16 protein-coding genes are annotated in these 17403 nt (G+C 43.7%); 4 read left to right on the forward strand and 12 right to left on the reverse strand.

Going from position 1 to position 17403, the window contains the following annotated elements; translation table 11 throughout:
* Positions 1-9: 9 nt before the first annotated feature.
* Genes CTER_RS13230 through CTER_RS13240 form a run of 3 tightly spaced genes read right to left on the reverse strand, consistent with a single transcriptional unit; the run spans position 10 to position 3105 of the window.
* Positions 10-1422, reverse strand: coding sequence for a peptidoglycan D,D-transpeptidase FtsI family protein (locus tag CTER_RS13230; protein ID WP_004625963.1), 1413 nt, complete (start codon positions 1420-1422; stop codon positions 10-12).
* Complete coding sequence (locus CTER_RS13235) at positions 1423-2622, reverse strand: FtsW/RodA/SpoVE family cell cycle protein (protein WP_004626067.1); 1200 nt, start codon at positions 2620-2622, stop codon at positions 1423-1425.
* Between the two features lie 33 nt (positions 2623-2655).
* Positions 2656-3105, reverse strand: coding sequence for an FHA domain-containing protein (locus CTER_RS13240; RefSeq protein ID WP_004626010.1), 450 nt, complete (start codon positions 3103-3105; stop codon positions 2656-2658).
* A 207-nt stretch (positions 3106-3312) separates the two neighbouring features.
* Between CTER_RS13240 and CTER_RS13245 the strand changes: the two genes are divergently transcribed.
* The 3 genes from CTER_RS13245 (at position 3313) to CTER_RS13255 (ending at position 5960) form a co-directional block, all read left to right on the forward strand.
* Entirely contained in the window at positions 3313-3579 is a 267-nt protein-coding gene (locus CTER_RS13245) for a DUF1294 domain-containing protein (RefSeq protein ID WP_004625981.1), read from the forward strand.
* A gap of 136 nt (positions 3580-3715) precedes the next feature.
* Entirely contained in the window at positions 3716-5224 is a 1509-nt protein-coding gene (spoVB, locus tag CTER_RS13250) for a stage V sporulation protein B (protein WP_004625904.1), read from the forward strand.
* A gap of 115 nt (positions 5225-5339) precedes the next feature.
* Positions 5340-5960, forward strand: a complete 621-nt coding sequence (locus CTER_RS13255; RefSeq protein ID WP_004626017.1) for an HAD family hydrolase — start codon at positions 5340-5342, stop codon at positions 5958-5960.
* Between the two features lie 4 nt (positions 5961-5964).
* Here CTER_RS13255 and CTER_RS13260 read toward each other — a convergent pair whose 3' ends face one another.
* From CTER_RS13260 to CTER_RS13285, 6 genes are all read right to left on the reverse strand, one after another.
* Positions 5965-7398, reverse strand: a complete 1434-nt coding sequence (locus CTER_RS13260; RefSeq protein WP_004625978.1) for an MFS transporter — start codon at positions 7396-7398, stop codon at positions 5965-5967.
* A gap of 195 nt (positions 7399-7593) precedes the next feature.
* Positions 7594-8919: an MFS transporter gene (locus CTER_RS13265; protein ID WP_004626131.1), complete on the reverse strand. Its 1326-nt coding sequence runs from the start codon at positions 8917-8919 to the stop codon at positions 7594-7596.
* 216 nt (positions 8920-9135) lie between these two features.
* On the reverse strand, positions 9136-9567 hold the full coding sequence (locus tag CTER_RS13270; RefSeq protein ID WP_004625921.1) for an RbsD/FucU family protein: 432 nt from the start codon (positions 9565-9567) through the stop codon (positions 9136-9138).
* Positions 9568-9617: 50 nt separating this feature from the next.
* Positions 9618-11381, reverse strand: coding sequence for an L-fucose isomerase (locus tag CTER_RS13275; protein WP_004625946.1), 1764 nt, complete (start codon positions 11379-11381; stop codon positions 9618-9620).
* Between the two features lie 63 nt (positions 11382-11444).
* Positions 11445-12902, reverse strand: a complete 1458-nt coding sequence (locus CTER_RS13280; RefSeq protein WP_004626080.1) for a rhamnulokinase — start codon at positions 12900-12902, stop codon at positions 11445-11447.
* An 11-nt stretch (positions 12903-12913) separates the two neighbouring features.
* Complete coding sequence (locus CTER_RS13285) at positions 12914-13546, reverse strand: class II aldolase/adducin family protein (RefSeq protein WP_242834984.1); 633 nt, start codon at positions 13544-13546, stop codon at positions 12914-12916.
* Positions 13547-13761: 215 nt separating this feature from the next.
* On the opposite strand from CTER_RS13285, the gene CTER_RS13290 reads away from it, so the two are divergent.
* On the forward strand, positions 13762-14517 hold the full coding sequence (locus CTER_RS13290) for a DeoR/GlpR family DNA-binding transcription regulator (RefSeq protein WP_004625990.1): 756 nt from the start codon (positions 13762-13764) through the stop codon (positions 14515-14517).
* A 79-nt stretch (positions 14518-14596) separates the two neighbouring features.
* Here the strand turns inward: CTER_RS13290 and CTER_RS13295 are convergent, their stop codons facing one another.
* From CTER_RS13295 to CTER_RS13305, 3 genes are read right to left on the reverse strand one after another with little or no spacing between them, the layout of a single operon-like run.
* Positions 14597-15565, reverse strand: coding sequence for an alpha-L-fucosidase (locus tag CTER_RS13295; RefSeq protein WP_004625912.1), 969 nt, complete (start codon positions 15563-15565; stop codon positions 14597-14599).
* Between the two features lie 29 nt (positions 15566-15594).
* Complete coding sequence (locus CTER_RS13300) at positions 15595-16437, reverse strand: carbohydrate ABC transporter permease (RefSeq protein ID WP_004625947.1); 843 nt, start codon at positions 16435-16437, stop codon at positions 15595-15597.
* Between the two features lie 32 nt (positions 16438-16469).
* The gene (locus tag CTER_RS13305) at positions 16470-17360 is read right to left on the reverse strand and encodes a carbohydrate ABC transporter permease (RefSeq protein WP_004625937.1); all 891 of its coding nucleotides are present in this window, start codon (positions 17358-17360) and stop codon (positions 16470-16472) included.
* Positions 17361-17403: the final 43 nt, after the last annotated feature.

Here is a 17403-nt window from a genome sequence, read left to right on the forward strand (position 1 = left end):
CAAGTACTTTTACTTTTTGAAATACTTGCTCATGACCTGTGAAGATATTTTTGCAGCTGCCGTTCCGCCGTAACCGCCCTCCTCCACTATAACCGCAACGGCTATTTCAGGGTTTTTATACGGTGCAAAGCCGATGAACCAGCTGTGCGGGTTTTTACTTTCAAGGTGCTGTGCCGTACCGGTTTTGCCGCAGACCTGTATCCCGCTGACCTGTGCCCTTGTACCCGTACCCTTTGCAACAACATCTCGCATAAACCTCTTTATTTCGGCTGCATAGCCCGGGGAAGTGATCTGACCTATCTCATCGGGCCTGAATTCTTTAACGGTATTCCCGCTGTAATCAACTACCTTGTCCACAAGCACAGGCTTCAGCATAACTCCGTCATTTGCTATGGTCTGTGCCACCAGTGCCATCTGTACCGGAGTGGCCAGTACTTCTGCCTGACCTATTCCGGCCTGGGCAAGATTTCCTTTTTCAGATATATCATATTTAGGAAATCTGCTGTTGTCAATGATTATGCCATCTGCAGGAATATTCCTGTTAAATCCGAATTTTTCGGCGGTCTTGAATAAATTCTTCTCCAGGCGTATCCCGAGATTTCCGAAAAATACATTGCTGGATTTAACCATGGCCTGTTCAAAATTTATTTTTCCCATGGCTTTGCCCTGGTCGTTGCTCAGCGTGTAATCCGGGCCCAAAACCAGCTTGCCCTCGTCATTAAAGGTTTCCTTCTCAATTCCGTCTATATTTTCAAGAGCACTGACCCCTGTCACTACCTTAAAGGTCGAACCCGGAGGATAGAGCCCCGAAACGGCTCTGTTCAGCAGCGGCCTTTGTTCATCAGTGCTCAGCTGCTTCCAGATTTCCCCCAGTTTGTTGGGGTCATATGAAGGCTTGGACACCATAGCCAGGATTTCCCCCGTATCCACCTTAATTACCACAACCGAACCGCGTGAGGAGCCCAGTGCATTATATGCCGTCTGCTGAAGGCCCAGGTCAAGAGATGTATAAACATCATCCCCCTTCTTGTCTACCTCCTTGAAGCCGTTGCCTACCCACGCCATAAATGATGCGGATATGTTGCTGGACAGATAACTGTCATAAAGGTTTTCAAGTCCCGAGATGCCGTATTGAGGGTCGTAATAGCCAAGCACATGTGCGGTGGCCGCTCCGCCCTTATAGGTTCTCTTGTACTGATTGTTCTTTGTCTTTTCACTGACAGACAGTTCTTTTCCGTTTTTATCATAAATAGTTCCCCTTACCACCTTGTTTCTTATGTCCCACATTCTCCTGTTGTCGGGCCTGGTGGCAATCTCAGGCCCTCTGAAGAGCGTGAAATATGAAAGATAGCTGATTAAAACGATAAAAACTATCAGAAAAATTATCATTACACGTTTTATATTGGTTGTCAGATTGTCCATTTATTCATCACCTTCGGATACCTTCTGAATTATGCTTAATGACAGAAAGCTGATCAGCAGGGAGGTTCCGCCATAGCTGACAAAGGGCAGAGTAATGCCTGTCAGCGGTATAAAGCCGGTAACTCCCCCCACGATTACAAGGGCCTGAGTGGCCATCATTACACTGAGCCCTGCCGTCAAAAGCTTTGTAAAATTGTTTTCGGCATGGAGAGCGCTCCTGATTGATCTGTAAAACAGGAGGAAATGCAGAATCAAAATGGCAAGTCCCATCAAAAGTCCCATTTCCTCACAAATAACCGAGAATATGAAGTCCGATTCATTAACTGCCACATACCCCGGATGCCCCATGCCCAGACCTCTCCCAAAGAGGCCGCCCATAGCAATGGCGTACATGGATTGCACGAGCTGGTAGCTTTCGTTATAAACATAATCCCATGGATTGAGCCATATCATAAAACGCTTCCGGATGTGCCCGAAAACCGCATAGCTGGCCGCACCCCCTGCTCCGAACAACCCCAGGGAGATCAGTACGTAAAGCTTTTTGGAGGTTGCAAGATAAACCATTGTTACCGATACTGCAAATATGATAAGGGCTGTTCCAAGGTCTTTCTGCAAAACCATAAAACCCAGCGAAATTATTATGACTATTCCTGGCTCGATAAGCTGTTTTCTGGATTTAATATCTGAAAGAGCTGCCGACAGGTAAAGTATAAGAAATATCTTTCCGAATTCCGAGGGTTGAAAGCCGTAAGGACCGATTTTCACCCAGTTTTTCGCCCCTAATATTTCTACACCGATAAATGTGGCCATAGCCATAAATGCTATAGTTCCGGCCAGGAATACGTATCTGTAACCGGCGTATTTTACAAGTCCCTTTTTGAGATAGAGCACAACAAATAAAAACATCACTATCCCTATTACAAGCCATAAAAGCTGTTTGACAGCTGTTGTCCTGCTGAGCCGGAACAACATTATCATTCCGATGGAACAAAGCAGCATGGCCAGCAGGAATATAAGCCTGTCTCCCATTGGATAATACTTTTTAAGTACCCAGGAGGTCACGGCTACAATAACCGTTATTACCGCAAAAAATACGCCGGCCATGGGATCGATGGGCTTACCCAAAAAAGCCAGATTAAGAAATCCAAAAAATATAAATAAATATATAAGAAACTGTAAAGTTTTAAGTCTTTTTGTCATATCAACTTTCCAAGCCATACCATGGCTTTAAGCTCACTCATCATCAGTTACCGTCAGCACGGTCTGAGAAATACTTATCTCGTCACCGGGCTGCAAACTTTTTTTATCCACCACGATACCGTTGATAAACGTACCATTTGTTGAGTTCAGGTCCTCCAGCATGTAACGTCCGTCTTCGAAATATATTTTTGCGTGGTAGTTTGAAACCGACGGTGACGGCAGCACCATCTGGTTAAACTTGTTTCTGCCGATGGTAAGCTTGTTTCCGATAGGTACGCTGTCTCCTTCAACGAAATTTCCGCCGTCTCCGGGGTAAACTATCCTGAGCTTCCAGCCAAGATTCTTCCCGCCCGCCAGACTGCCTCTCTTAACATCCCTGGACATGATCTTCAGAGCTTGAACAATTATGATATATATAATGACAATAAGTACTATTTTCAGCAATATGCCGAAAAAACTCAAGTCAAGTAAGTCGAATCTCATACATACCTCCTTTAACCAGATTTTAAACCTATTATATACAAATACTCGCCATTTTACAAATTGTCTGCAATGCCAACACCGAATCACTGATTAAACGTATAAGAAATTCATTTTTAATTAGTATTTAAGAAAAAACTAGCACTCATGAGGTATAATATTGTATTATTATAATATAATACATCTTTGGATATTTAATGAGGTGCGTTTATGCAGAGTTTTATTATACCGCTGTTGTTAATTCTGAATATATTCGGATTTATACTGGTATCATTAGATAAGTTTAAAGCTAAGAACAAGCTGTGGAGAATACCCGAAAGATCCTTCTTTCTGCTGTCCATTCTCGGGGGAAGCATCGGAGTGTACATCGGATTATTCGTATTCCATCACAAAACCAGGAACTGGTATTTCATGACTCTTATGCCGTTTATAATTCTGGCACAGTCCATTTTCATCTATTATCTGCTCAATAAATAGGGGATCTTTTGTTTAAAGGAAGATACCTCTTTTTTTCTGCCCTGGCGGTACAGCCAGTAATAAACCTGTCTCATGATGAATAAGCATTTATAATAAGGCTTAAGCGATAATAAGACATAAATGGGGCTATGGTTAAATGGGACTGGACAAATTTTATAAAAACTCTGCAATTCTTACCATGTCGAACTTAATAACAGGATTCATCGGATTTGCTTTTTCCATAATTCTTTCTAAAAAGCTTGGGGCTGAAGGGCTGGGTTTGTACGGTCTGATTATGCCGGTATATTCCCTGCTGCTGTGCCTCACAGCCGACGGTCTGGTCACCGCAGTCTCCAGAACCTGTGCCGTCTATAACAGTAAAAAGGATTACCGCAACCTCATCAGAACAGTAAAGGTCGCAATGGGTTTTATCGGGCTGTGGAGTATTTGCGTAGCTCTTCTGGTCTTTTTGAACGCCTCCAATATCAGTAATTTTTTTATAAAAGACAGCCGGGCTGCCGATGCAATAAGAATAATCTGTCCGGCCCTGGTTTTCATACCCATGTCGGCCATATTCAAAGGATTCTTTTACGGCTTTGAAAAGTTTACAATCCCTGCAGGTATTGACATTCTTGAAAAATGCATCAGGGTAACCATTCTTCTTGCCACCATGGCCATACTTTCTGTAAAAAACATAAAGGGCGCCGTAACCACGGCATATTTTGCACTGGCTGTGGGGGAAGCCATCAGCATGATAATGCTGTTTTCCGCTTATAAGCTGTTTTCCGGCAAGCTGGTTCCGGTAAAGACCAGGGTAAAAAATCCCCTGCAGCTGCTGGTTGACATTCTGGTGATATCCTGCCCGCTGAGCCTGAACGGCTTCCTGTCCTCCATACTGAACACGGCTTCCACACTCATTCTGCCAAGAAGACTGATAAGTACGGGCATGAGCTATGACACCGCACTTGAGATGATAGGAAAATTTATAGGTATGTCCCTGACAACGGTAAATCTCCCCTTTATAATTGTGGGCTCCATGATGACGGTCATGATTCCGGATATGTCACTGAGCCTAAGTAAAAAGGACTCCTGGAGCACCGAAAAGCGTATCTCCCAGGTGCTGCGCATATCCTTTCTGGTTGGCCTTGGCACATTGATTGTCTCAGTCTGCATTCCCCAGAAGCTTGGACTTTTATTCTACGGCAGGGACGACCTGGGAAAGATGATAATGGCGGCCGGTGTATGCAACTTCGTAAGCTATGTTACCGCCGCCACCTTTGGCATTATGAACGGCCTCGGGAAACAGAATGCCAATCTCAGGAACTCCATTATCGTTTCTGTGGAAAGCCTGCTTTTGGTAATAGTATTGACCGGAATTCCTTCTCTGAACATTTTCGGCTACGGTATTTCACTGGTAATTTCTTCGGTCACCGGACTGGTGCTGAATTTATATGAAATCAGAAAAGTCTGCGAGTTCAGGATATCCTTCCTGAGAAGCTGGTCCTTTGCCCTCTTCGGCCTGGCAGGTTACCTCTGTGTAAAACTCATCAGCAATATCATTCCAGACAATCTGATAGTATTTGACGTCCTGCTTTCCACAGGAGTTTGTTTCCTGGTGATATTCTATCTGACAAAAATTTATAATTTCAAGCATAACCCCCTGTAACATCCGAATTTCTTCAGTTTTCACAGACCTGCGGCAAATAATCGGCCACAGGGCCACATTTAATGCTATAATAACAGATATGTTATATTTTTATCATTATATGTTGGAGGCCAATATGTTTAAATATGTTGTATTCGATGTAGACGGCACCATGGTAGATACAGAAGAAGCAGTAATGTATGCCTACCAGAGTGTCATTTTCCAAAAGCACGGCAGATATTTCACCGAAGAAGAACTCTTAAAGGGCTACGGAGTTCCCACGCCAAAGTCCCTTGAGCGGTATGGCTTCACTGATATTGAAAGTGCAATGGAGGACTATTATAAATATCTGGTTGAAGGGTTCAAACGCTGTAAGGCTTTTGACGGCATCAATGAGCTGATAGACACTCTCAAGTCAATGAACCTGCCCCTGGCAGTGGTCACCTCCAGGTGTGGCTATGAAATAAAAATTGACAGTTGTCTGCAGGGTTTCATAGACAAGTTTGATGCGGTAATATGCTCGGATGACACTGAAAAGCACAAGCCCGACGCCCAGCCGCTGCTCAAGGCCATGGAAAGGCTGGGTGCCTCCCCGGAAGAGACCATATACATCGGGGATACGCTTTTTGACAGCCAGTGTGCCGGAAATGCCGGTGTAAAGTTCGCTCTGGCCATATGGGGCTCAAATAACGCAGATAATATTGATGCCGAGTACTATTTGAAGACTCCCTCCCAATTGCTGGACCTGCTTGAATAGTATTCTACACTTTTTCAACTGCTGCCCGCTTTCTGTTTGTGATAAGTCTGAAGGCCGTCAGCACCGCTCCTATCATGGCAATGAGCCCTGCACATATATAGGTTACCCGCATGGCAAAAGCAAACTCCGCCTCTTTTCCTGCAACAAAGGTTGTAACCGTGTAACCCAGCTGACGGCTCATAACACCATATAATATCAGCGTGGATACCGAAACACCTACTACCAGCCCAAGATTTCTGACCAGTGCATTTATGCTCCCTGCAATTCCAACCCTTTCCCTGGGCACCGAGGACATTACCAGGGAGTTGTTGGGGGACTGGAACATTCCATTGCCCAAAGCCATTACCGCTATGATCAGCACCAGCTTTACCGGCTGAAAGAACTGGTTCAGGGTAGCCATCATGAAGAAGGCAAAGCAAAAGGTCAGGAGGCCTATGAGCGTCAGAAGCTCCGATCCGATCTTATCCGAAATATGCCCGCTGATGGGAGCCACAACAAACAGTACCAGAGGGTATGTCATAAGGTAAAGCCCTGACATCGACGGTGACAGTTTGATCACATCCTGCAAATAGAAGGGCAGGATTATGTTTGAACAGTTCATAGCTATAAAAAGCAGAAAACCGCATAATATACTCAGTGAAAAAAGCTGGTTTTTAAATATATTCAATTGCAGCAGCGGGCTTTCCTCTTTCCTCTCCACCTTTAGGAATATTATGAAGGCTATGACTGCCAAAGCAAAACCTGCCAGAATCAGTGGCTTTGTGAAACCGATCTGCTCCCCCACCAGAAGTGCCGCAAACAGCGCTACAATAAACAGCAGGAACAGCAGCGCCCCCTTTAAATCAAAACGGGCCTTCCTGCTCTCTTCATCCCTGGGAAGAATCTTAAGCCCAAGAATAAATGCAAAAACACCAATCGGTATGTTTATAAGAAAAATGTACTGCCAGGCCGCCGCATCTACAATGAAACCTCCAAGGGGAGGTCCCACCAGGGTTCCCAGTGCAACAAACGATCCGGTTATACCCAGCGCCTTTCCTCTCTCTCCTGCAGGAAAAACCCTTGTAATAATTCCCTGATTTGTTGCCATAAATCCGGCAGCGCCCACAGCCTGAATGATTCTGGCCAGTATGAGGATATACAATGAATTGGAAACGGCGCAAAGCAAGGAGCCTGCCGTAAAGATAACCGTTCCGATTTGAAATATCTTTACCGTACCTTTAATATCTCCCAGCCTTCCGAATATAAGTATGGTTGCCGAAATGGCAATCAGATACGCTGAAACTATCACCGAAATAGAATTCATTCCAACCTTGAAATAGCCTGCCATAACCGGCAGGGCAACATTTACTATGCTGCTGTCAAGGCATGCCATAAAGGTCAGAAGTACAATATTAATAAGGATCAATCCCCTGTTTTTGTATTGAAGCTGATTCTCCATAATTTTCCCGGTCTCTCCATCCTGTTTATATTTTTTAGTTATCTGTCAAAAACACCTCTGTAAATCCCGTATACTCACATTAAATTCATATTAGAATAGCACATAATCCTTTATATGGCAATTGGCAAAAGAAACGAACACATGCAAAGATATAATAATATATTTTACTGAATTTTAAAAATTTAACTCATAGTATTATAGTGTTACCTTGAATGCCTCCGATTTCATAATATTATGTACAAACACAACACCCGAAAACAAGGTAATTCCGGCTATAAGGAATATCATCTGCATACTCCCCACCGATAAATTCCATACCTTAAACTCAAGCTTTTCCGAAAGGGTCAGAAAATATGAACCTGCAAGAGTGCCTGTAAAGCCTATAACTCCATTGACAGCCGACGAAAAGCCCAGAAAGACCGTCTTGTTATCAGGAGGTGAAAAGGTATACTGCAGGTTATTCAAGGATATGTTGATGCCGCCGATAGCTGCCCCTCCCAGAATGTGTGCCAAGGGAAGAAGTATGGCTGCCGTGCTCTTGTTAATGAAAAACCATATAAAAAAGCTTGTTATTTGTATGAGAATCATTAAATTCATCAGGTAAAGCCAGGATTTCCTGTCGGCAAGCCTTCCCCAGAAATAAACCGAAACAACGCTTGTCAGCGACGCCAGCACGGCCATTATGGTTATTAATCCGTACCCCAGCTTAAGAGTTGAAACCATGTAGACAGAGGTAAACGGGAATGCAAGCTGATAGCCAAAATTCCAAACAGCCATCAATATGGATATGGTCATATACTTTTTGTTTTTTAAAGGTATTCTGAATATGTTAATCACCGATATGTCTGTTTTCAATATTTCGTTGGGCGGCTCCTTCATACCTGAAAAAATAATAAAGTTGACCAATGTTATAATTATTACAAATATATACAATATAATAAATCCTCTGAGCTGATATCCGGCCCTGTCGAATTTGTCAAGCACCTGGCCCATTACGAGTGTGACTATTGTCACAGCCCCCAGTACAATTGCTTCACGGCGCCCGTAATATGCCCCCCTTATGCTCTCCGGGGTGATCTTTAAAAGCCAGGTCGTGGCTGAGGGCATCATGGCCGCCAGAAACAAGTTTGCAGTCAGGAACATTCCTATCAGCAATGCAATTTGTTGGGAATTTGGGATATCGATAAACGGGATAACAATCATGGTTCCCAGCATAAGCCTTCCCAAAAGACAAAATAAAATCGTGATAAATTTCCTGTTTGCCATTCTCTCAAACATCAGTGGCGAGAAAACCGTAATGATTCCCGCAAACACGGGAATAGCCGAAACAATACCGGCTATCTGGTCGCTTGCCCCCAGATAGCCGGCAAAGCCCACCAGAAAAGATCCGCTGGTAAGAGTCAGTATACTTCTGGCCGTACAGCCCTCATAAACGGATAAATTTCTCGAGCGGGCCATTTCTATTTCGCTCAGGTTCTCTCTATTAAAATAGAGCCTACCGATTTTTTCCGACAGTTTCATTGAATTCCCCCGACTAATACACCCTTGCAACTTCAAGGAATAAGTACAAATTCAGCCTCAAATATTTTAAGGAACAAAGCTGCTTCTAAAAAAATATAGCAAAGCACGTGTTTGACACATGCTCTGCCATATTAACATAACATATTTATACTGCTTTGAAAATATTACTGTAGGCCCATCTGGCCAGAATAGCTTTCTGTGGGGCAATATTACTTCTTACCCGGCTACCACACCTTTTTTTAGGATAATGTTGGCATAGAGCGCAGCTTCACTTGTTGCTACAACTGCATATGCCTTTCTGGCCCTATCGTAAAACGCAAAACGTTCTATATTTTCAACCCTGTTATTCACCGGCTCGTATTTATTTATAAGAGACTTGTAGACCTCCCAGATGGGAGTTTCAGCTGTATCTCCGGGAACAACCTGCATCAGCGCCGCCTGGGCTTCCGAATAAGGGTCCAGCGGAAAGAACTTCAATATGGCCTCAAGCACCTCCGGCACCCCGTGCCCATCCAGCCTTACCAGCCTCTGTGCACAGCTGCTTGCCGGAAAGTTTCCGTCGGATATTACCAATTCATCACCATGGCCCATTTCCATTAATATTTTAAGCAATTCAGGTGATAAAACATCAGGGATTCCTTTCAGCATAAAAACCTCCACTTATCGTACAAACTTATAATTATTATATAAATCTCCAATTATTTGTACAACGGGCCATAAGCCTGGCAAGCCCTGTAGTCGGCACCCTCCAGGTCCTTTGTGCCAAAGGCTGCAAAGCTGTGGGGCCTGTAAATATCCCTGTCATCCACATTGTGCAGTGATACAGGTATCCTGAGCATACTTGCAAGTGTTATAAGGTCCTTTCCTATATGTCCATAGCTGAAGGCCCCGTGATTTGCTCCCCAATTGGCCATTACAGAATAAACATCCTCGAAACCCTTTGTGCCCAGTCTTGGTACAAACCATGTTGTCGGCCAGGTTCTGTCGGTTCTTTCGTCCAGGATTCTATGGGTTTCATCGTCCAGAGTGACTGTGTGGCCCTCTGCGACCTGCAGCACGGGGCCCACTCCCTGCACGAGGTTTATTCTTATAAGAGTTACAGGCATCTCATTCTGTGTTTTAAAGTGGGATGAGAACCCGCCCCCTCTGAAATATCCCAGATTTGCAGGACACCAGTCTGTGGCTGCGGTAAGGTTTTTGATATCCTCACCGGTAATTTTCCACCACTGTTTGATCAGCGCCTTACCTGCCTCATCCCTGGCAAGTCCGGCTCCATCCAGCGCTGCCGCTCCTGAATTTATCAGATGTATAAATCCGTTTTGTGCAAGACCTTCAGGCTTCCTGCCGGTAACTCTTTCCACCGCTTCGGGACTCCAGTAGGTCCTTACATCTGCAAATACGCTTGCCGTTCCGGTGAGCAGTTTTCCAAACAGCATTGCCATGCCGTTTAGAGTATCATTTTCAGTCGCAAGGATAGTAGGCTCCTTTTTGCCGTTCCAGTCAAAGCTGGAGTTAAGTATTGCTTCGGTAAAATCTCCGTTGGGCAGCCAATCGGTCCACATTCTCTGCCCCTGAAAGCCTCCCAGGATAGCATTCCTGCCCATTGCCTCCTCGTGGAAGCCCATTTCGTCCAGCACTGGATTCCCATAGAATATATCCTTAACTATAAGGGTCATTTTGGCTATAAATTCCCATTCCTTGGCTTTTTCCTCTTTGGAATGTCTCACATCTTCCGGATTGGGGTCATAACCCTCTTTGCAGTTTTCCCTGATCCAGGCCAGTGCCTTATCATATTCCTTATGGTCATAGATTCCTTTGTCAATCCTTCTGAGAATTTCTGTCAGATCCACCCATTCGGCCCTGATACCAAAGTACTTTTGCAGAAAAGCGGGATCGCAGAAGGAACCCATAATACCCATTGATACCGAACCCAGATTGACATATGCCCTGTTCTTCATGAGCCCCACTGCTATAGCACATCTGCCGAACCTGAGTATCTTTTCCTGAACGTCCTCAGGGATCTCAGTATCCTCCAGATCCTGAACGTCCTTTCCGTATATGGAGAAAGCCGGAAGTCCTTTTTGTGCATGTGCGGCCATTACTGCTGCCAGATATACCGCGCCCGGCCTTTCGGTTCCATTAAAACCCCAAACCGCCTTGACGGTCAGAGGGTCCATGTCCATGGTCTCACTGCCGTAGCACCAGCAGGGAGTGACTGTGAGAGTCGCACAAACCCCTTTCTTTGAAAACTTTTCGGCACACTTTGCCGCTTCCAGCCCTCCGCCGATAGTGCTGTCGGATATTATGCACTTTACCGGAGTGCCGTCCGGATAAACCAGATTTTCTTCCAGAAGTCTGGCAGCAGAATAAGCCATATTCATAGTCTGCTTTTCAAGACTTTCTCTGACGCCCCCCCAACGGCCGTCTATTGTTGGTCTTATACCAATTTTTGGATAGTTCATATCTTCTCCTCCTGAGTTTGATTATTATAGTCCCGGGGAATTAACCGCCGGTAATATGTGAATTTAGATGTTGCATACTACCAGGTACGCAGAATAATAGTTGTTCCAGACATTATGCTGTTTGGGCCTATATTCAATAGTTTCAAAAGATGACCTTATTACTTTTCTTCCTTCCTTAATTCCGCTGATTTCACCTCTTGCTATAAGCTGAACTGCTATATTTCCAATAGCGGTGGCTTCAACAGGACCTGCAACCACCTCAAGGCCTGTAGCTTCGGCAGTCAGCTGGCAGAGGAAACCGTCTCTGGAGCCTCCCCCCACAATATGAAGCTTTTTGTATCCCTTTTTCAGGCAGACAAGCAGCTGGTCATAGGTATGCCTGTATTTCATGGCAAGGCTTTCATAAATGCACCTGATGATTTCTCCGTCGGTTTCAGGAACTATCTGCCCGGTTTTATAGGTGAATTCCTTTATTCTGAGAGGAATGTTCCCCGGTGACATAAAGATGTCCTCATCAGTGTCTATGAAGCATTTAAAGGGTTCTGCCGCCCTTGCCATCCTTTCCATGTCATCGTAGGAATAGTTCTTTCCTTCCTTTTCAAACTGCCTTTTGGTTTCCTGCAGCAGCCAGGTGCCTGTAAGGTTCTTTAAAAACCTCGTTGTACCGTTTACTCCTATTTCATTGGTCAGATTATACTCCATGGTTTCCCTGGTTATTACCGGTTCTTCCAGCTCTGTACCAAACAGAGCCCAGGTTCCGCAGGACATGAATAAAAAGTCCTGTTCGGCCGGAACCGCGGCCACTGCACATGCCGTATCATGCCCGCAGACTGCTATCACCGATTTGCGTTCAATATTCAATTCCTTTGCCATATCTTCTTTTAACAGGCCGATTTCGGTTCCGGAACTTATCAGCTCGGGAAAAACAGTTTCCTTCAAGCCCAGACTGTTTAAGATATACCTGTTCCACTGCCTGCCATAGGGGTCAAGAAGTCCGGTGGTTGATGCTATAGTGATCTCGGCGGCTTTTTTGCCGGTCAGGAGAAAATTCAGCAGATCGGGCATCATTAACAGCTTATCAGCCTTTTTAAATAATTCCGGATTGTTTAAAACCTCGGAATAAACCTGGAATATGGTATTTATCTCCATTATCTGATTCCCGGTTAAATTGTACAGCTTATCACAGCTAATATGCTCCGACACCCGCTCAATGATCCCCTTTGTCCTTGGATCTCTGTAATTCACAGGTTTCCTGACGAGTGTATCATTTTTATCAATAAGTCCGTAGTCCACTCCCCAGGTGTCTATCCCGATACTTTCGTAATCCCTGCAAATGGTCAGCGACTTTTTTATTTCCCCCAGCAGCAGGTCAATATCCCAGCATAAAAACCCGTCTTCATTTACCGGCTCATTTTTAAACCTGTGCACCTCTTCCAATGTAATTCTGCCGTCGTGGTAGCTCCCTTTTACGGCTCTCCCGCTGGAAGCACCAAAGTCAAACGCCAGTACTCCTTTTGACATATATTGACCTCCTACCTGTTAAATTTAACATAACCCGGATGCCGTCCTGTGACCTTGTACGAACTTCTCATATTTATGAGCCTGTCTATATTTCCCCGCGAAATCTCCTTTTCACCCCCAAGCATCTGTGCCACAAAACTCGTTTTTGCCCATAACTCAAGTGTTTCCATTCTGTAATAGGCCGTGGTGAGATCAGAACCCACAGTCAGAGCTCCATGGTTTTCAAGCAGAATAACGTCGTGCTTTGGCAGTAAAGGTGCTATGGATTCAGGTACCTCGTCTGTAGACGGTGTTCCATAGGGCGCTATGGGAACAGCACCGATTGCGATTACACATTCTATAAGAGAGTATGTATCCAGGGGCTTATGTGCAAGAGCAAAACCCGTTGCCGTGGGCGGATGTGCGTGAACCACGGCTCCCACGTCAGCTCTCTCCTGATAGCATCTCAAGTGCATCTTGATCTCACTGGAGGGTCTGTAGCCCTCCAACGCCTCTAAAACCTCACCTTTTCCGTTTATTTTAACAAGCTTGTCTGGTTCCATAAAGCTCTTGCTTATACCTGTGGGCGTTGCCAGGAAAGTGTCCTCATCCAATTTCACGGAGACATTTCCGTCATTGGCAGCTACCCAGCCCTGCTGCCACATCTTATAACAAATATCGCAAATCTGTGCCCTTATATTTTGTTCGCTCACCTTATCCTCCTATAATATTATAATTGTTTTGCATAAGACAATTATATTTCCTTTTTTATATTTTGTTTATATTTGAACATTTTTTTGGTATCATTTAATTAATATCATGTAAATTGTTTCATTTTAATTCATAATCGTTCAAATTTAAATCGATTCAGGAGGCTTCCATGTATTCAAAAGAGAGATTGGATAAAATAATTGAAATATTGAAGGCAAAAAAACATGTATCCGCCGCATACCTTTGCCAGCAGCTGTACGCAAGTACTTCCACCATCAGAAGGGATATCCTTGAGCTTGAAAAATCAGGTATAGCCAAAAAGAGTCACGGCGGGGTTACTTTCATCCAGGGCACCAATATTGAATACTCCTCCATATTCAGAGAAATGGAGAATAAAAAGGAGAAAAGCTATATCTGCAATCTGGCCCTGGATTTCATATCAGACGGCTATGCAATATTTCTGGATTCCAGCAGTACCGTCAGCAATATATGCCCCCTGCTTCAAAACTACACCAACCTCACCGTGGTGACCAACGGTGTAAAAACCGCCCTGGAGCTGGCACAGATGGATTCGGTGACCACTTTTATAGCAGGAGGCCAGCTGAAGCAGGGCTCCACCTCTGTTATCGGCGAACTGTCAGGCAGCTTTATAGATAACTTTCACGCAGATCTGTCCATTATATCCTGCAGGGGCATAAACGAAAACGGAGCATATGAGGCAAATCAGATGCAAGCCCTTGTAAAACAGCATATGATAAACAACTCCAAAGCGACTATACTTCTGTGTGACAGCAGTAAATTCGATCAGCCGCACTTTTACAAATTGAGTTCCTTCAGGAGTATTACCGCCGTTATAACCGACAAACAGCCATCCTCAAAAATACTTAACAGTATTCTTGAAAATGGCTGTGAGGTGTTGTATTAGTATGTTTCAATATATGTTTTAATTTATCAAGTAATAAATATGTATCAAGTATAACCCTGAAAACAGCTCCATGCCTGGATTATCTTTTAAGCCACCCCTCCGGGATTTGCTCCAGGTTTCCGGGGCGTTTATATAAACTTCCGATTTCTTCATAACGCCTCATAAAATTCTCATCAATCAAACCCGAAGTATTTGGGGAGGAATTGAGCAGGAAGGTCACGTTATGCCTGTTCATGTCCTCTATTTTGTCCACTGCCCACTGTGCGGATTTTAATTCCATCCGGGGATCGGTTTTTCTCCAGAACCAGCAGTTATTTAATATGTTGCAGGATGCTCCGGGGCCTGAGAAATTCTCCTCGACCTCCTGTCCGGCAGCGTTCTCATAAAATACCACCTCAGTGTGATCCAGATTGCTTTCACAGCTTATATTTAACAGCATGCAGTCAGGCTGAATGGATTTTATATGATTATCTATCTCTTCATAGGGCATGTTTTCATAGGATGGACCGCCCCAGTGAGCCTGCCATCCGTCAATAATTATGAAGGGAATTTCCCCATAGTTTGTGAGAAGCTCGGTAAGCTGCCTTTTAGTGTATTCGACATCTTCTCTTGTGCATTTGCTTCTGTTGATCTTATGAGTCACATCCAGCATTGAAAAGTATAATCCTGCAATAATCCCTTTACTGCGGAAGGCCTCCAGATATTCCCCCACTACGTCGGTTTTAATCTTGCCGTTGCTGACACAGTGTTCTGTTGTTTTTGTAGGCCACAGACAAAAGCCTTCATGGTGTTTTGAGGTCAGAGCGGCAAATTTTGCACCCATTGCTTTGGTGGCCTTTGTCCACTGCCTGCAGTCAAGCTTTTGGGGATTCCAATCGGCCGGATTAAAAGGAAATTTCCTTTGGGCTCCGTTATTTTCATGGTCGAATTCCCAATCCATTATATCTCCCTCATTAAATTGAAAAGTGGCGCTGTTGAAATGTATGAACATCCCCAACCTGAGATTTACAAACCACTTCTGTTTTTCTACAAGTTCCTGTTGATTCATGATTATTCTCCCGATAATATATGTATTTTTTATTCTTTGACCGCACCTGCAGCCAGTCCGCTCTCAACTTTTTCCTGGAAAAGCAGATAGATTATTACCATCGGCAAAACAGTAATGATAATCGAAGCGAAGATCGGTCCGTATTCGGTTACCTTGGCTCCGACGAAAGTCAGCATTCCAAGTGTGATGGTGTACATGCTTTTATTGGAAATAAACATAACTCCAAACAAGAGATCATTGTAAACATATAAAAATGTAATAATGCCGGCCGTGGAAATAGCCGGAAGTGTCAGCGGAATTATTATATTTCCGTATAAGCGCAAAGGACCGCACCCATCCAGAATAGCAGATTCATCCATGGACTTTGATATGCTTTTCATGTGTCCTACAATTAGTAAAACAGCCATTGGCATATTGAATGTGGTGTACAGAACAATGATCATCAAATAATTATTCTGTCCATGAAGAGTATTTACCATTTTCAGCAACGGTACCAGGGTCGTATGAATGGGTATCATTACACCAAGAGTAAAGTATATCAGTAAGATATTATTAATTTTATAGCTCAGTCTTGCTATTACAAAGGAAATCATTGAAGCGAGCAGTAAAACCAGAAATGTCGAACTGCCTGAAATAAAAATGGAATTGACCAGGCATCTTGCGAGATTTCCTTTTGTAAAAGCCTCAACATAATTTTCAAATCTCAGAGAAGTTGGTAAACTGAGTGCTGATGTGGCAGATGAAAATAGTTCGTCGTTATTCTTGAAGGATGAAATAACCGTAAATAAGATCGGATACAGATTTATTACGGCCCAAACGGTTGCCAGTATATATACCGGCAGACTTCTTAATTTGTATAATTTTTTATTCATGTAAAATACCTACCAAGTTTTAATTTGAACTCTTAATTATTCAGTTCATCATTATTTACAAATTTATTGATCAGAATGCTTACTGCCAGCCCCAAAATGAGGATGACAGTGCCTATACTGCTTGCAAATCCATATTTCTGATACTTAAACGCAGAATAATACAGCAGCGTGGCAGGTACATCCGACGCACCGTTAGGACCTCCGCTGGTCATTACATAAACAATGTCAAAAACCTTCAGACAGCCTGTAACGCAGAGTACCGAATAAATTTTTATTGATTCCTTCATCAAGGGAAGGGTTATATTCCAAACTTTTTTTACACCTGTAGCACCGTCAATTTCTGCCGCTTCATATAATTCTTCAGGTATGCTGACCATACCGGCCGAAAAAATAATCATATTCAGACCTACAGCTATCCATAAATTAATCAGCGGAATGGTTATTGACACGATATTCGGGTCGCCCAGCCAATCCTGAATCAGTGCCTGCATGCCCAAAAGCTGCATTATGGAATTTAACGAGCCTCCTGTGGGCCAGAGTATAAAAGTCCACATTATTGATATTGCCGTTATGGGAAGTATTACAGGAACAAAAAATATCGTTTTAAAAAACCTTACGGCTTTTATCTTGCTGGTTATTATCAAACTCAATATAAAGGACACAGGCATCTGGAGCAGGAACCCCACTGCTAAAAATTTCCCCACATTTGCCAGTGCTCTCCAGAACTCACCGCTTTGAAGCAATTCCTTATAGTTGTCGAGACCTGCAAAAACCAAAGGACTTTGAGCGATTCCATTCCAACTGAAAAAAGACATTCTTACCGATTGAATAACAGGATTAATCAACAAGACTGTGTATAATAAAATCGCAGGCAATACAAAAAGTACAGCGACTAAATGAAAATTCCACCTTCTCTTAATCATTAACTCCTCCAGAGTAACCTGCTAATTCGATATGGCACTGTGC

It is taken from the genome of Ruminiclostridium cellobioparum subsp. termitidis CT1112, assembly GCF_000350485.1.
Taxonomy (GTDB): domain Bacteria; phylum Bacillota; class Clostridia; order Acetivibrionales; family DSM-1351; genus Ruminiclostridium; species Ruminiclostridium termitidis.

What these genes read in the sequence shown, in the direction of transcription:
- spoVB (WP_004625904.1), top strand. Translation starts at nt 3,716, where the DNA reads ATGGGACTGGACAAATTTTATAAAAACTCTGCAATTCTTACCATGTCG.
- CTER_RS13270 (WP_004625921.1), bottom strand. Translation starts at nt 9,567, where the DNA reads ATGCTGAAAGGAATCCCTGATGTTTTATCACCTGAATTGCTTAAAATA.
- CTER_RS13275 (WP_004625946.1), bottom strand. Translation starts at nt 11,381, where the DNA reads ATGAACTATCCAAAAATTGGTATAAGACCAACAATAGACGGCCGTTGG.
- CTER_RS13260 (WP_004625978.1), bottom strand. Translation starts at nt 7,398, where the DNA reads ATGGAGAATCAGCTTCAATACAAAAACAGGGGATTGATCCTTATTAAT.
- CTER_RS13300 (WP_004625947.1), bottom strand. Translation starts at nt 16,437, where the DNA reads ATGAATAAAAAATTATACAAATTAAGAAGTCTGCCGGTATATATACTG.
- CTER_RS13240 (WP_004626010.1), bottom strand. Translation starts at nt 3,105, where the DNA reads ATGAGATTCGACTTACTTGACTTGAGTTTTTTCGGCATATTGCTGAAA.
- CTER_RS13255 (WP_004626017.1), top strand. Translation starts at nt 5,340, where the DNA reads ATGTTTAAATATGTTGTATTCGATGTAGACGGCACCATGGTAGATACA.
- CTER_RS13305 (WP_004625937.1), bottom strand. Translation starts at nt 17,360, where the DNA reads ATGATTAAGAGAAGGTGGAATTTTCATTTAGTCGCTGTACTTTTTGTA.
- CTER_RS13245 (WP_004625981.1), top strand. Translation starts at nt 3,313, where the DNA reads ATGCAGAGTTTTATTATACCGCTGTTGTTAATTCTGAATATATTCGGA.
- CTER_RS13280 (WP_004626080.1), bottom strand. Translation starts at nt 12,902, where the DNA reads ATGTCAAAAGGAGTACTGGCGTTTGACTTTGGTGCTTCCAGCGGGAGA.
- CTER_RS13265 (WP_004626131.1), bottom strand. Translation starts at nt 8,919, where the DNA reads ATGAAACTGTCGGAAAAAATCGGTAGGCTCTATTTTAATAGAGAGAAC.
- CTER_RS13235 (WP_004626067.1), bottom strand. Translation starts at nt 2,622, where the DNA reads ATGACAAAAAGACTTAAAACTTTACAGTTTCTTATATATTTATTTATA.
- CTER_RS13295 (WP_004625912.1), bottom strand. Translation starts at nt 15,565, where the DNA reads ATGAATCAACAGGAACTTGTAGAAAAACAGAAGTGGTTTGTAAATCTC.
- CTER_RS13290 (WP_004625990.1), top strand. Translation starts at nt 13,762, where the DNA reads ATGTATTCAAAAGAGAGATTGGATAAAATAATTGAAATATTGAAGGCA.
- CTER_RS13285 (WP_242834984.1), bottom strand. Translation starts at nt 13,546, where the DNA reads ATGTGGCAGCAGGGCTGGGTAGCTGCCAATGACGGAAATGTCTCCGTG.
- CTER_RS13230 (WP_004625963.1), bottom strand. Translation starts at nt 1,422, where the DNA reads ATGGACAATCTGACAACCAATATAAAACGTGTAATGATAATTTTTCTG.